At 54.0% G+C, this 13,733-nt stretch carries 10 protein-coding genes; 6 read left to right on the forward strand and 4 right to left on the reverse strand.

The genetic code is table 11. The features are described 5' to 3' along the window. Positions 1 to 6 precede the first annotated feature (6 nt). The gene (gene ssuC / locus NQ842_RS16360) at positions 7 to 798 is read left to right on the forward strand and encodes an aliphatic sulfonate ABC transporter permease SsuC (protein ID WP_257256071.1); all 792 of its coding nucleotides are present in this window, start codon (positions 7 to 9) and stop codon (positions 796 to 798) included. Further along, positions 795 to 1,565, forward strand: coding sequence for an aliphatic sulfonates ABC transporter ATP-binding protein (gene ssuB, locus NQ842_RS16365; protein WP_014831302.1), 771 nt, complete (start codon positions 795 to 797; stop codon positions 1,563 to 1,565). Before ssuC ends, ssuB begins: the two co-directional genes overlap by 4 nt. A 51-nt stretch (positions 1,566 to 1,616) precedes the next feature. Here ssuB and pepN read toward each other — a convergent pair whose 3' ends face one another. Further along, positions 1,617 to 4,229 carry an aminopeptidase N gene (gene pepN / locus NQ842_RS16370; RefSeq protein ID WP_257256073.1) on the reverse strand — a complete coding sequence of 871 codons (2,613 nt, stop codon included), beginning with the start codon at positions 4,227 to 4,229 and terminating at the stop codon, positions 1,617 to 1,619. 255 nt (positions 4,230 to 4,484) lie between these two features. On the opposite strand from pepN, the gene pncB reads away from it, so the two are divergent. The 4 genes from pncB (at position 4,485) to NQ842_RS16390 (ending at position 10,322) form a co-directional block, all read left to right on the forward strand. Then, positions 4,485 to 5,687 carry a nicotinate phosphoribosyltransferase gene (gene pncB, locus NQ842_RS16375; RefSeq protein WP_096928471.1) on the forward strand — a complete coding sequence of 401 codons (1,203 nt, stop codon included), beginning with the start codon at positions 4,485 to 4,487 and terminating at the stop codon, positions 5,685 to 5,687. 165 nt (positions 5,688 to 5,852) lie between these two features. Continuing rightward, complete coding sequence (asnS, locus tag NQ842_RS16380) at positions 5,853 to 7,253, forward strand: asparagine--tRNA ligase (protein WP_096928470.1); 1,401 nt, start codon at positions 5,853 to 5,855, stop codon at positions 7,251 to 7,253. Positions 7,254 to 7,858: 605 nt separating this feature from the next. Continuing rightward, positions 7,859 to 8,947 (forward strand): porin, encoded by a 1,089-nt coding sequence (locus tag NQ842_RS16385; RefSeq protein ID WP_050859796.1) that lies wholly within the window; start codon positions 7,859 to 7,861, stop codon positions 8,945 to 8,947. A 184-nt stretch (positions 8,948 to 9,131) separates the two neighbouring features. After that, entirely contained in the window at positions 9,132 to 10,322 is a 1,191-nt protein-coding gene (locus tag NQ842_RS16390) for an amino acid aminotransferase (protein ID WP_096928469.1), read from the forward strand. A gap of 57 nt (positions 10,323 to 10,379) precedes the next feature. Here NQ842_RS16390 and NQ842_RS16395 read toward each other — a convergent pair whose 3' ends face one another. The 3 genes from NQ842_RS16395 to ldtD all read right to left on the reverse strand — a co-directional run bounded on the left by NQ842_RS16395 (position 10,380) and on the right by ldtD (position 13,597). Next, entirely contained in the window at positions 10,380 to 11,027 is a 648-nt protein-coding gene (locus NQ842_RS16395; RefSeq protein WP_013097289.1) for an MBL fold metallo-hydrolase, read from the reverse strand. A 20-nt stretch (positions 11,028 to 11,047) separates the two neighbouring features. Further along, positions 11,048 to 11,599: a YcbK family protein gene (locus NQ842_RS16400; protein ID WP_013097290.1), complete on the reverse strand. Its 552-nt coding sequence runs from the start codon at positions 11,597 to 11,599 to the stop codon at positions 11,048 to 11,050. 174 nt (positions 11,600 to 11,773) lie between these two features. After that, positions 11,774 to 13,597 (reverse strand): L,D-transpeptidase, encoded by a 1,824-nt coding sequence (gene ldtD / locus NQ842_RS16405; RefSeq protein ID WP_014831296.1) that lies wholly within the window; start codon positions 13,595 to 13,597, stop codon positions 11,774 to 11,776. Positions 13,598 to 13,733: the final 136 nt, after the last annotated feature.

The raw sequence follows: 13,733 nt of genomic DNA on the forward strand, positions 1-13,733 counted from the left end.
GTTGCCATGTTCGTCACCTCACACAAATGGCTGCTGCGGGCCGCCCCGTGGTTTTTACCTGTCGGCATAGTCCTTATCTGGCAACTGGCCTCCTCCACCGGCTGGCTTTCGAGCCGCATTTTGCCCTCTCCGGAGGGCGTTATCGAAGCCTTCTGGTCGCTGAGTGCCAGCGGCGAGCTGTGGCAGCACCTGGCCATTAGCTCGTGGCGCGCGTTGATTGGGTTTTCCATCGGCGGCAGCATCGGCCTGGTACTGGGGTTAATCAGTGGCCTTTCCCGTTGGGGTGAGCGTTTACTGGATACCTCTATTCAGATGCTGCGCAACGTACCGCATCTGGCGCTGATCCCACTGGTCATTTTGTGGTTTGGTATTGATGAGAGTGCCAAAATTTTCCTCGTGGCGCTGGGCACGCTGTTCCCGATTTACATCAATACCTGGCATGGGATCCGCAATATCGATCGCGGGCTGGTTGAGATGGCACGCAGCTACGGGTTATCAGGATTTGCCCTGTTTATCCATGTGCTCCTGCCAGGTGCCCTGCCCTCCATTATGGTCGGCGTTCGCTTTGCGCTCGGCCTGATGTGGCTGACGCTGATCGTCGCAGAGACCATCTCAGCCAACTCCGGTATCGGTTATCTGGCGATGAACGCCCGTGAATTCCTGCAAACGGACGTGGTGGTGGTCGCCATTATCCTTTACGCCCTGCTGGGCAAACTCGCTGACGTCAGCGCCCAGTGGCTGGAACGTAGCTGGCTGCGCTGGAACCCGGCCTATTTCTCTCAGGAGGCGAAAGCATGAATACCGCCCGACTCACACAGGGGACACCGCTGTTACTCAACGGCGTCACAAAACGCTACGGCGAAAAAACCATTCTTAACGCCCTGGATCTGCATATCCCCGCCGGGCAATTTGTGGCCGTGGTCGGTCGCAGCGGCGGCGGTAAGAGTACGCTGCTGCGCCTGTTAGCCGGGCTGGAAGCCCCGAACGGCGGGGAAATTCTGGCAGGGACAACGCCGCTTGCCAATATTCAGGATGATACCCGCATGATGTTTCAGGACGCGCGCCTGCTGCCCTGGAAAACGGTAATTGATAACGTCGGGCTGGGTCTGAATGGCCACTGGCGGGAGGAGGCGCGCCAGGCGCTGGCCGCCGTCGGGCTGGAGGATCGCGCCGGTGAATGGCCTGCGGCCCTCTCTGGCGGGCAAAAACAGCGTGTAGCACTGGCGCGGGCGTTGATACATCGTCCAGGCCTGCTGCTGCTCGATGAGCCGCTCGGGGCACTTGATGCCCTGACGAGGATTGAAATGCAGGATCTGATTGCCTCACTCTGGCAGGAGCATGGTTTTACGGTTTTGCTGGTGACGCACGACGTGAGCGAAGCCGTCGCCATGGCCGACCGGGTGTTGCTTATAGAAGAAGGGAAAATAGGTCTGGATCTGACGGTGGATATTCCACGTCCTCGACGTGTCGGTTCGGCAAGACTGGCAGAACTGGAAGCGGAGGTGCTGGAGCGGGTAATGAAGCGTGGTGTGAATGAGCGCGCGTTGATTACGGCTAATGCCTGATGCCTTCACCCGGCCCTCTCCCACGGGGAGAGGGTGGGATTAACGTTTATATTACGCCAGCGCCTTCGAAATCTTCTCGTACAGATCGCCAGAGAGATTTTCCAGCCCTTTAAGCTGCTCAAGCGCAGCACGCATCTTCTCCTGACGCTTCGCGTCATAGCGTTTCAGACGGATCAGCGGCTCAATCAGACGTGATGCCACCTGCGGATTACGGCTGTTCAGCTCGGTCAGCATTTCCACCATGAACTGATAACCGCTGCCGTCTTCCGCATGGAACGCTGCCGGGTTGCTGCTGGCAAACGCGCCAATCAGGGAGCGAACGCGGTTCGGGTTGCTCATGGTGAAGGAGCGGTGCTTCAGCAGGCTGCGGACATTGCTCAGCGCATCGGCCGCCGGGCTGGTCGCCTGCAGAATGAACCACTTGTCCATCACCAGACCATCCTGGTGCCACTTGTCGTCGTACTCCTGCATCAGCGCATCGCGGCACGGCAATTCGGCAGCAACACTCGACGCCAGGGCGGCCAGCGCATCGGTCATGTTATCCGCTTCGTGATACTGCTTGCTCACCAGCGTGTTCGCCAGGTCCACGTCACCAAAAGCAAGGTAGCGCAGGCAGGTATTGCGCAGGGAACGTTTGCCGATGTCCTCATGTTCCACGCGGTACGCATCCAGCTTGTTGGCGTTATAGATTGCCAGGAACTCGTCCGCCAGTTCGGCCGCCAGCGTGCGGGTCAGCGCTTCACGCACTGCCACGATGGCAATCGGATCGATGATATCGAACAGCTCAGCAATTTCGGTGGCTGACGGCAGTGTCAGAATTTCCGCCGCCAGAGCCGGATCGATATGCTCGTCCAGCAGGACCGCCCGGAACGCGTCAGCCACATGAACCGGCAGCGACAGCGGCTGGCCCTGCTGATGGCGATTCACGTTCAGCTTGATGTACGTCGCCAGCAGGCTTTGCGCGGCATCCCAGCGGGAGAAATCGTTGCGGGCGTGACGCATCAGGAACGTCAGCTGCTGATCGCTCCACTTGTACTCCAGTTTCACTGGCGCAGAGAATTCACACAGCAGCGCAGGCACCGGCTGGAAATAGACGTTATCGAAGATAAAGGTCTGCTCCGCCTGGGTCACGTTCAGCACATGGTGTACCGGGTGGCCGCCCTTCTGCAGCGGGATCACTTTGCCTTCGTTATCATACAGTTCAATGCTGAACGGAATGTGCAGCGGATGTTTCTCTTCCTGCTCAGCCGTTGGCGGCGTGCGCTGGCTGATGGTCAGGGTGTACTGCTCGGTCTCCGGATTGTAATCATCTTTCACGGTGACAACCGGCGTACCGGCCTGGCTGTACCAGAGACGGAAGTGAGAGAGATCCACGTTGGAGGCATCTTCCATCGCCTGCACAAAATCATCGCAGGTGGCGGCGCTGCCGTCGTGACGCTCGAAATAGAGCTGCATCCCTTTCTGGAAGTTCTCCTCACCCAGCAGGGTGTGGATCATCCGGATAATCTCCGCCCCTTTTTCATACACCGTCAGGGTGTAGAAGTTGTTCATCTCGATGACTTTGTCCGGACGAATGGGGTGCGCCATCGGGCTGGCATCTTCCGCAAACTGTAACCCACGCATGGTGCGTACGTTGTTGATGCGGTTAACCGCCCGCGAGCCCAAATCTGAGCTGAACTCCTGGTCACGGAATACGGTCAGACCTTCTTTCAGGCTCAGCTGGAACCAGTCGCGGCAGGTAACGCGGTTACCGGTCCAGTTATGGAAATACTCGTGGCCAATAACGCGCTCGATATCGAGGTAGTCTTTATCGGTAGCGGTATCGGTACGGGCCAGCACGTATTTGGAGTTAAAGATGTTGAGACCTTTGTTCTCCATCGCCCCCATGTTGAAGAAGTCGACGGCGACGATCATATAGATGTCGAGATCGTATTCCAGACCAAAACGCTCTTCGTCCCACTTCATGGAGTTGATAAGCGAGGTCATCGCCCATGGCGCGCGATCGAGGTTGCCACGGTCAACGAACAGTTCCAGCGCCACTTCGCGGCCAGAACGGGTTTTGAAGGTGTCGCGTAAGACGTCGAAATCACCCGCCACCAGCGCAAACAGGTAGCATGGTTTCGGGAAAGGATCCTGCCACTGTACCCAGTGACGGCCATTTTCCAGCTCGCCCTCACCCACGCGGTTACCGTTGGAGAGCAGGAAAGGATAAAGCGTTTTGTCCGCGATGATTTTGGTGGTAAAGCGCGCCAGCACGTCCGGACGGTCGAGATACCAGGTGATGTGGCGGAAACCTTCCGCTTCACACTGGGTGCACAGCGCCACGCCAGACTGGTAAAGCCCTTCGAGCGCCGTATTGGCGGCAGGGCTGATTTCATTCACGATGCGCAGCGTAAAGCGTTCCGGCAGGTTGTCGATAACCAGCTGGTTGCCTTCTTCTTTATAGTCAGTCCAGGCGGCATCATTAATATGCAGGGAGACCAGCGTCAGGTCTTCGCCATCCAGACGCAGCGGCACTGCCGTCGCGCTGTGGCGCGTCACCTGGCTTACCGCCGTCACAACGGTTTTAGTGGCATCCAGGTCAAAAGTCAGATCGATATCGCTAATCAGGTAATCCGGCGCACGATAGTCGTGGCGGTATTTGGCTTGTGGCTGTTGTGTCATAGAAAACCTTATGCATCGTTTGTCGAATAACGAATCCAGTCTATTCCTGTTGTGTAGATCGCGCTATGCAGAATGTTCATCTTTTCAGGTACAAACACCCTTTTTGCTACATTTGTATAACACGGGGCACAAAATGCCCTCGACCATAATGAGCGCTTATGTTGTGATCGGGGTTCAATAAATCACTAAACAAGGTATACTCCGGAGTTGTTTATTGTACTAAACGCTCCTGTGAGAGGATGCTACTGCGCACCTATGACTCGATTCGCTTCTCCTGTTCTGCATACGTTGCTGGATACCGACGCGTATAAACTGCACATGCAGCAAGCCGTTTTCCACCATTACTATGATGTTGATGTTGCGGCGGAATTTCGCTGCCGTGGCGACGACTTGCTTGGTATCTACGCAGACTCCATTCGTGAACAGGTCGATGCTATGCAGCATCTGACGTTGCAGGACGACGAATACCAGTGGCTTTCCGGCCTGCCTTTCTTTAAAGCTGACTATCTGAACTGGCTACGCGACTTCCGCTATAAGCCAGAGCAGGTCACCGTCACCAATGATAACGGCAAGCTGGATATTCGCCTTGAAGGCCCATGGCGCGAAGTGATCATGTGGGAAGTTCCGCTGCTGGCCGTGATCAGCGAGCTGGCTCACCGCTACCGTTCGCCGGAAACCGGGGTGACTCAGGCACTGGCCGCGCTGGAAAACAAACTCACGGGGTTTGCCACCCTGACGGATGGGCTGGATATGTCCCGCTTCCGCCTGATGGACTTTGGCACGCGTCGCCGTTTCTCTCGCGACGTTCAGCAGGCCATTGTCGAGCGTCTGCAGCAGGAGCCGTGGTTCGTGGGCACCAGTAATTACGATCTGGCGCGTCGTCTGAACCTGACACCGATGGGTACCCAGGCACATGAATGGTTCCAGGCACATCAGCAGATCAGTCCAGATCTGGCCAACAGCCAACGTGCCGCACTGGCCGCGTGGCTTGACGAGTATCCGAATCAACTCGGCATCGCCCTGACCGACTGCATCACGATGGATGCGTTCCTGCGTGATTTCGGCCCTGAGTTCGCTGAGCGTTACCAGGGGTTACGCCATGACTCCGGGGATCCGGTTGAATGGGGTGAGAAGGCGATCGCGCATTACGAAAAACTCGGCATCGACCCGATGAGCAAGGTGCTGGTCTTCTCCGATAACCTCGATCTCGCGAAAGCGGTTGAACTCTATCGCCATTTCAGTACCCGAGTGAACCTGAGCTTCGGGATTGGCACCCGTTTAACCTGTGACATCCCTCAGGTAAAACCGCTGAATATTGTGATAAAACTGGTGGAATGTAACGGCAAGCCGGTAGCGAAGCTCTCCGATAGCCCGGGTAAAACCATCTGTCATGACAAAGCATTTGTCCGCGCGTTACGCAAAGCTTTCGATCTCCCTCAGGTCAAAAAAGCCAGTTAAGCGCTTAAGGGAGCCAAATGGCTCCCTACTTCTTATTTATTTCTTAATTCTTCTCTTTTGACTGCGAAATTTACTTGTCTGATAGCGGATGGCAGGTAACATAGATATCCCCCCATTTGGGTGGACAAGTGTTTATTTTTTCCGACTATTAACAGAGAGAATATTATGAGCGTTGTGCCTGTAGCCGACGTACTCCAGGGCCGTGTCGCTGTTGACCAGGAAGTCACCGTGCGCGGATGGGTGCGTACCCGCCGAGATTCTAAAGCTGGCATCTCCTTCCTTGCCGTCTATGACGGTTCCTGCTTTGATCCTGTACAGGCCGTCATTAATAATTCTCTGCCCAATTACAATGATGACGTTCTGCACCTGACAACGGGTTGTTCCGTAATTGTTACCGGCGTGGTTGTTGCATCACCGGGACAGGGTCAGAGTTTTGAAATTCAGGCCACGGCCATTGAAGTGACCGGCTGGGTTGAAGATCCGGACACCTACCCGATGGCAGCAAAACGTCACAGCATCGAATATCTGCGTGAAGTGGCTCACCTGCGTCCGCGCACTAACCTGATTGGTGCGGTTGCCCGTGTCCGCCACACGCTGGCGCAGGCACTGCATCGCTTCTTCGACGAGCAGGGTTATTTCTGGGTGTCTACCCCGTTGATCACCGCCTCCGATACCGAAGGTGCTGGCGAAATGTTCCGCGTCTCGACGCTGGATCTGGAAAACCTGCCGCGCACGCCGGAAGGTAAAGTGGACTTTGACAAAGACTTCTTTGGTAAAGAAGCCTTCCTGACAGTGTCCGGCCAGCTCAACGGCGAAACCTACGCCTGTGCGCTGTCTAAAATCTACACCTTCGGCCCAACCTTCCGTGCGGAAAACTCCAACACCAGCCGTCACCTGGCGGAATTCTGGATGCTGGAGCCTGAAGTGGCTTTCGCAGACCTGAACGATGTCGCTGGCCTGGCGGAATCCATGCTCAAGTATGTCTTCAAAGCGGTACTGGAAGAACGTGCTGATGACATGAAATTCTTCGCTGAGCGTGTCGATAACGAAGCGATTGCACGTCTGGAGCGCTTTGTTTCCTCCGACTTTGCCCAGGTGGATTACACCGATGCAGTCGCTATTCTCGAGAAATGTGGTGAGACGTTTGAGAACCCGGTTTACTGGGGCGTGGATCTCTCTTCCGAGCATGAGCGGTACCTGGCTGAGAAGCACTTCAAAGCACCGGTTGTTGTGAAAAACTATCCGAAAGACATTAAGGCGTTCTATATGCGCCTTAACGAAGACGGTAAAACCGTTGCCGCAATGGACGTACTGGCACCGGGCATTGGTGAAATTATCGGTGGTTCCCAGCGTGAAGAGCGTCTGGACGTGCTGGATGCGCGCATGCAAGAGATGGGGCTCAATCCAGCGGATTACAGCTGGTATCGCGATCTGCGCCGTTACGGTACTGTGCCACACTCAGGCTTTGGTCTGGGCTTCGAACGTCTGATCGCCTACGTCACAGGTGTTCAGAACGTACGTGACGTTATTCCGTTCCCACGTACGCCGCGTAATGCCAGCTTCTAAGTAACCAAAATCATAATGGCCAGCATTTGCTGGCCATTATTTTATTCTGCTCTGTCAATTTTCGTCAGCGAAAAGTAAGCACCTTTCAACTTTGACCCCGTCACAACCACTAGTTGTTACGTTTTGTTTCCACGAAATATCTACGAACAAAAAATAAACCCTATTCTTATTGCGATTATTTAATCCTCAAGCAATAGCACAAATTTCAACCAAAATCACAGCCATCCAGAAGTCCTTTTTGGGTCATAAGAAAAAATGAGTCGTTGAAGGTGCGCGTATACGAATTGCCTTTATCTAAATTAATTATAAGGAATTCATATATATAGGAATCTGCTTGCCGTTTAATTCGCCACGTCTTTCTGAAATTTGAGGTGGTTCACAAAGTTCCGAAAAATACACATTTAGTTACATATAATTTCTTTTTGTTACTCAATCTTGAAAATTGTAGCACTTTCAGGCTAGCGAAACGGTTCTATGAATGGAAAGATGCCTGACAGATACATAAAGACACCAAACTCTCATCAATAGTTCCGGAAATATTTATTGACGGAATTTATTGGCGGCAGTGGCGAGTGTCATAAAAAAACCAATGAGGGTAATAAATAATGATGAAGCGCAATATTCTGGCAGTGGTAATCCCTGCCCTGCTGGTAGCCGGTGCAGCTAACGCTGCAGAAATCTATAACAAAAACGGCAACAAACTGGATCTGTACGGGAAAGTGGTTGGTGAGCACGATTTCGTGACCTCCGGTGACAACACAGACAGCAGCGATGCTACCTATGCTCAGATCGGTTTCAAAGGCGAAACCCAAATCAATGACCAACTGACCGGTTACGGCCAGTGGGAATACCGTGCTCTGGCAAGCCAGCCAGAAAGCAGCCAGACTCAGCGTACCCGTCTGGCGTTCGCTGGCCTGAAAGCTGGTGATGCAGGTTCCATCGACTACGGCCGTAACTACGGTATCGTTTACGATGTAGAATCTTACACCGATATGGCGCCATCCTACTCAGGTATGACCTGGGCTAACTACTCTGATAACTTCATGACCGGCCGTACCACTGGCGTTCTGACCTATCGTAACTCTGACTTCTTCGGTCTGGTTGATGGCCTGAGCCTGGGCCTGCAGTATCAGGGTAAAAACGATCGTACCGACGTTAAAACCGCTAACGGTGACGGTTTTGGTACCTCTGTTGGTTATGAGTTCGGCGAAGGTTTCGGCCTGATCGGCGCATACAGCAACTCTGACCGTACTAACCGGCAGACCGCTGACGGTAAAGGCGAGAAAGCGGAAGCATGGGCTGTTGGTGCTAAGTACGATGCGAACAACATCTACCTGGCAACCACCTACGCTGAAACCCGCAACATGACCCGTGAAGAAGACGGTTCATTCGCAAACAAAACTCAGAACTTCGAAGTTATCGCTCAGTACCAGTTCGACTTCGGTCTGCGTCCATCCGTGTCCTACGTTCAGTCTAAAGGTAAAAACCTGGCTCAGCGCGGCACCTTCGCGGGCGGCGATGCTGACCTGCAGAAATTTGTTGAACTCGGTGCGACTTACTACTTCAACAAAAACTTCAACATCTATGTTGACTACCAGTTGAACCTGATCGACGACACCGACTACTCTCGTAGCGTGGGTATCGTGAACGGTAAAGACGACCAGGTTGCAATGGCTGTAACTTACCAGTTCTAATCAGTACACCACTTTGTTATATGCTTAATGAACAGGGCTTCGGCCCTGTTTTTTTATGCCTGACAGAAAATAATGGCGACTTTTGAAAAGCCGCACGCTTTTCGTCGCAAACGGTTGGCATTTTGTAAATCTACCGTTAACCTGATAGCGGATTTCACTTCTGTAATCACAATGGAACTTCGTCATGTTTGAGAACATTACCGCCGCTCCTGCCGACCCTATTCTGGGCCTGGCCGATCTGTTTCGTGCCGACGACCGCCCTGGCAAAATCAACCTGGGTATTGGTGTATATAAAGATGAAACCGGCAAAACCCCGGTACTGACCAGCGTAAAAAAAGCTGAGCAGTATCTGCTGGAAAATGAAACCACCAAGAACTACCTCGGTATTGATGGTATCCCTGAGTTTGGTCGTTGCACGCAGGAGCTGCTGTTCGGTAAAGGTAGTACAATTGTGAGCGACAAACGCGCGCGCACAGCACAAACGCCTGGCGGTACCGGCGCACTGCGCGTGGCGGCGGATTTCCTTGCAAAAAATACCGCTGTTAAGCGTGTCTGGGTGAGCAATCCAAGCTGGCCGAACCACAAGAGCGTCTTTAACTCTGCGGGTCTGGAAGTGTGCGAATATGCGTATTATGACGCCGCACACCACGCTCTGGACTTCGATGGCCTGCTGGCAAGCCTGAGCGAAGCACAGGCAGGTGACGTGGTACTGTTCCACGGTTGCTGCCACAACCCAACCGGTATTGATCCTACGCTTGAGCAGTGGGAACACCTGGCTAAGCTCTCCGTTGAGAAAGGCTGGCTGCCGTTGTTTGACTTCGCCTATCAGGGCTTTGCCCGTGGTCTGGAAGAAGATGCTGAAGGTCTGCGCGCATTCGCAGCTGTCCATCAGGAGCTGATCGTTGCAAGCTCCTACTCCAAGAATTTTGGCCTGTACAATGAGCGCGTAGGCGCCTGTACGCTGGTCGCGGCAAGCGAAGAGACCGCAGAGCGTGCGTTCAGCCAGATGAAATCTGTGATCCGCGCAAACTACTCTAACCCACCGGCACACGGTGCCTCTGTCGTTGCCACCATTCTGAGCAACGATGCGCTGCGTGCGATCTGGGAACAAGAGCTGAACGATATGCGTCAGCGTATTCAGCGCATGCGCCTGCTGTTTGTAAATACTCTGGCTGAGAAAGGGGCTGACCGTGACTTCAGCTTTATTATTAAGCAGAACGGGATGTTCTCTTTCAGCGGCCTGACCAAAGAGCAGGTACTGCGTCTGCGTGAAGAGTTTGGCGTGTACGCCGTGGCCTCTGGCCGCGTGAACGTTGCAGGTATGACCCCTGACAACATGGCGCCACTGTGCGAAGCGATTGTCGCCGTACTGTAATGTAATTAGCGCCCACAAAAAAGCCTGCACTATGCAGGCTTTTTTTATTATCCGGATTTACCAGACAGGCATTTCATCCTGAAGGAAGGGGTTATGCACCCGCTCGTAGCCCAGCGTCGACATCGGGCCATGTCCAGGGATAAACGTCACGTCATCACCCAGTGGCAATAACTTCTGTTTAATCGACTGGATCAGCTGTCCGTGGTCGCCACGCGGAAAATCGCTGCGTCCTACGCCACCTTTGAAAATCACATCGCCGGAAATCAGCAGACGAGACTGGTCATCAAAGAAGACGATATGGCCTGGCGTATGCCCAGGACAATGCAACACCTGTAAAGTCACATTCCCTACGTTCACACGCTCTCCTTCGTTTAACCAGCGATCGGGCGTCAGCGGCTGACACTCATCGAGGCCAAACATGCGGCTTTGGGCTGGCAAACCCTGCAGCCAGAACTCATCTTCTTTTTCCGGACCGATCACCGGCACACCATAGTGCTGTGCCAGCTCCGCCGCTGCGCCGACATGGTCAAGGTGACCATGCGTCAGTAAAATCTGCATCAGCGTCACACCGCTTTCTGCAACTTCCTGTTTGATCTTCTCAGCGTCACCGCCGGGATCGACAAGCGCGGCCAGTTTGGTTTGCTCACACCAGATCAATGAACAATTCTGGGAGAACGCCGTAACCGGAATAATACGATAGTTCATACTGCTCCTGTGTTTCGTTATTACCAGTGCCGAACTGGACCGGTATCAATATGCACAAAGTTACTACTTGGGTAATATCCTACACCACCTGCGCGCATAGATAACGCAGCTTTGCGAATATTGGCTAACGAAACGCCTTCAATATGGAAGTCCATTGCCTGTCCCCTGGTGTGATAGCTTTTTTTCGCTACCCCACGGCTGCGGGCGCGCAATTCATTATTGGTATCAATGGAACGATAACCAGAAATGAGTTGCACCGGCTTGCTGGTACCCAGCAGGCCCTGAAGGCGGAACAACTGGTCAAATAATCCTGGGTCGATGGCTTTTACTTTATTCGCGCGGAAATCACGGAAAAAATGGTTAAGTCTTGCTAATTCATCCTGAATATAGCCTCTGCCATCGAAGAACTCCGCTTTTAGCGACTCACCAGTATGCAGATTGTTGAGCGTTAAAATACGCGGACGAGGTGTCGAGAGGGTGGCAAATGCTGGCGTCGGCAGGATGGCCGCTGCGCCGAGCGCAACACCACCTAACGCCAGCAGTTTGCGGCGATTAGCGTCAAATTTGTCCATGATAATCAGGTCTACAGGTCAAAGAAATCGTAATATGCTTAGCGCACGAAGGGCACCTTAACTGGCAAAGCCGACGACGTCAAGGCACCCAACCCCAGCAAATACGCGGCTTCCAGCCATATCGCCACGTATTTACCCTAACTTACGACAACCTTTTTTCCCGAACTGCTTCATTTACCTGATTAATTGTTCAGCTTTTGGCAAAATTTGTGCGCCGGATCGCGCGGTGAGATCATAATTGTAAATATCTGTACGATACTGAGTACGCCCATCTTCGCCAACAAACGCCGTCAGATAGTAAAGATTGACCGGAATATTGTGTCGAATATTAACGTAACGCGTATCCCCTTGTTTCAGCGCATCAGAAATGCGCGTATCGTTCCAGCCCGCATCCTGCAACAGCATATTCGCCAGTTCCGATGCCTTATTCACACGAACGCAGCCTGAGCTGAGCGCGCGGGCATCTTTCTGGAACAGATTATGGTTCGGCGTATCATGCAAATAGATAGCGTCCGAACTTGGCATGTTGAATTTATAGCGCCCCAGCGAGTTATGCGCACCCGGAGCCTGCTGGAAACGGAATGGCAGGTTCGACGGCGTAATCGTTGACCAGTCAACCATCCACGGATCGATCGTCTCTTTGCTGTTCCAGCCGCGGATCACCGTATAGTTATGACGCTCCAGATAGCCAGGATCGTTCCAGACCTTAGGCAGAATATCCTTGCGCGCCAGCGTCGGCGGCACGTTCCACGGCGGGTTTACCACCACGTTATTCAGGGCGCTGCTCATCATCGGCGTTTTTCGGTCAGGCCGCCCCACAATCACCCGGGAGGCCAGCACCTCGCTACCGTTCTGATAATAAACCAGCGAATACGCCGGAATATTCACCATAATCCCGGTCGACAGCGTTCCCGGCAGCAGGCGTAAACGCTGGATATTCAGCGCCAGCACCCCAGCGCGCTGAGCAGGCGAGACGTTGAGCCAGTCGCGGGTGGATGGACCGATCACCCCGTCTGCGCCCAGCCCCTGCGCGGCCTGGAACTGCTTAACCGCCGCGACCAGCTCGCGATCGTAGGCGGCGGGTTTGTTGCTCTGTGCAACGGCCTTTTTCTCTTTTACCGGGGCCGACGGGCTGACGACCGCGCTTTGCGTATCGTCGCCAGGCAGCGCAATCTTAGGACCGCTTTCGAGAATGCCGGAGCGTTTCATAATTTCGCGGATCGCCGGGACATCGCTGCTCCACTGCCCCGGACGAAGCGTGGTTGTGCCACGCACCTGAGGCCACGGGCGGGAATCGGCAACCAGCTCAAGCAGCGACTGATGCATGGTGGCATATTGCGGATGCGCCGGCGCCAGGCTTGCGATAAAGCGCGGCAGCTCTCCGTTATCCAGCGCCAGTTGCCACTGGTTAATGACCGACAGCGCCGGTGTCGCCAGCTTGTACGGTTTTTCACTGTATAACCAGCGGTTGCCATTGACCGGAATACCCGCCACAAACTGGAGGTAGCCCATCATGGCATCAGACAGCACCACATCGCGCGCCTGACCGGTTACAGTCGGATCGGTCAGGAGCTCAACCCAGGTGGTGAATTGCGGCTGAAAACCTGCAATGGCGACTTCCGCCAGTTGCTGCTGGAAAGCCCGCACGGCGTCCCGGTTTTCCCACATCGGCTTCATATCACGTGCGGCATAAAGCAGCGCAAGCTGGTTAATGTAGGCAGGCGTATATCCGGCAGGAAGTCCGGTAAGAAGCTGCTGGCGGAGCGCGCCGGCGTCGATACCTTCGGGTAGCGGCCTGATACCCGCCATAATGGCCGTCGCCGGAGATTGATCCAGCGGTTGTGACAGCGACGTCGGCTGCGCCCCCATCGTCGCGGAACTGTCTGACGGTACAACTTCAGGCTCATCGGCCTGAGCGCTTAACAGTGGAGCAAACATCACCGCCAGACACAAACTCAACGCTGACAGCTGATGACCACGATTTTTCTTTAGCAACATCCCTTGCCCCCTGTTTTCTCACGACATGCCCATCACACTGGGGCTTTTATTCATTATAGGAAGGCACAAACGCAGTTGCCTTACCTTATGTAAAGAAGTTTAAAGATAACGCAGCCGTAAGCATAAGTTAAGCGTA

Origin of the sequence: Enterobacter cloacae complex sp. R_G8 (assembly GCF_024599795.1) — a bacterium.
Lineage (GTDB): Bacteria > Pseudomonadota > Gammaproteobacteria > Enterobacterales > Enterobacteriaceae > Enterobacter > Enterobacter dissolvens.

Bases quoted from the DNA above. Each gene is read 5' to 3' on its own strand.
- ssuB (WP_014831302.1), top strand. From the start codon at position 795: ATGAATACCGCCCGACTCACACAGGGGACACCGCTGTTACTCAACGGC.
- pepN (WP_257256073.1), bottom strand. From the start codon at position 4,229: ATGACACAACAGCCACAAGCCAAATACCGCCACGACTATCGTGCGCCG.
- asnS (WP_096928470.1), top strand. From the start codon at position 5,853: ATGAGCGTTGTGCCTGTAGCCGACGTACTCCAGGGCCGTGTCGCTGTT.
- NQ842_RS16385 (WP_050859796.1), top strand. From the start codon at position 7,859: ATGATGAAGCGCAATATTCTGGCAGTGGTAATCCCTGCCCTGCTGGTA.
- NQ842_RS16395 (WP_013097289.1), bottom strand. From the start codon at position 11,027: ATGAACTATCGTATTATTCCGGTTACGGCGTTCTCCCAGAATTGTTCA.
- ssuC (WP_257256071.1), top strand. From the start codon at position 7: ATGTTCGTCACCTCACACAAATGGCTGCTGCGGGCCGCCCCGTGGTTT.
- NQ842_RS16390 (WP_096928469.1), top strand. From the start codon at position 9,132: ATGTTTGAGAACATTACCGCCGCTCCTGCCGACCCTATTCTGGGCCTG.
- pncB (WP_096928471.1), top strand. From the start codon at position 4,485: ATGACTCGATTCGCTTCTCCTGTTCTGCATACGTTGCTGGATACCGAC.
- NQ842_RS16400 (WP_013097290.1), bottom strand. From the start codon at position 11,599: ATGGACAAATTTGACGCTAATCGCCGCAAACTGCTGGCGTTAGGTGGT.
- ldtD (WP_014831296.1), bottom strand. From the start codon at position 13,597: ATGTTGCTAAAGAAAAATCGTGGTCATCAGCTGTCAGCGTTGAGTTTG.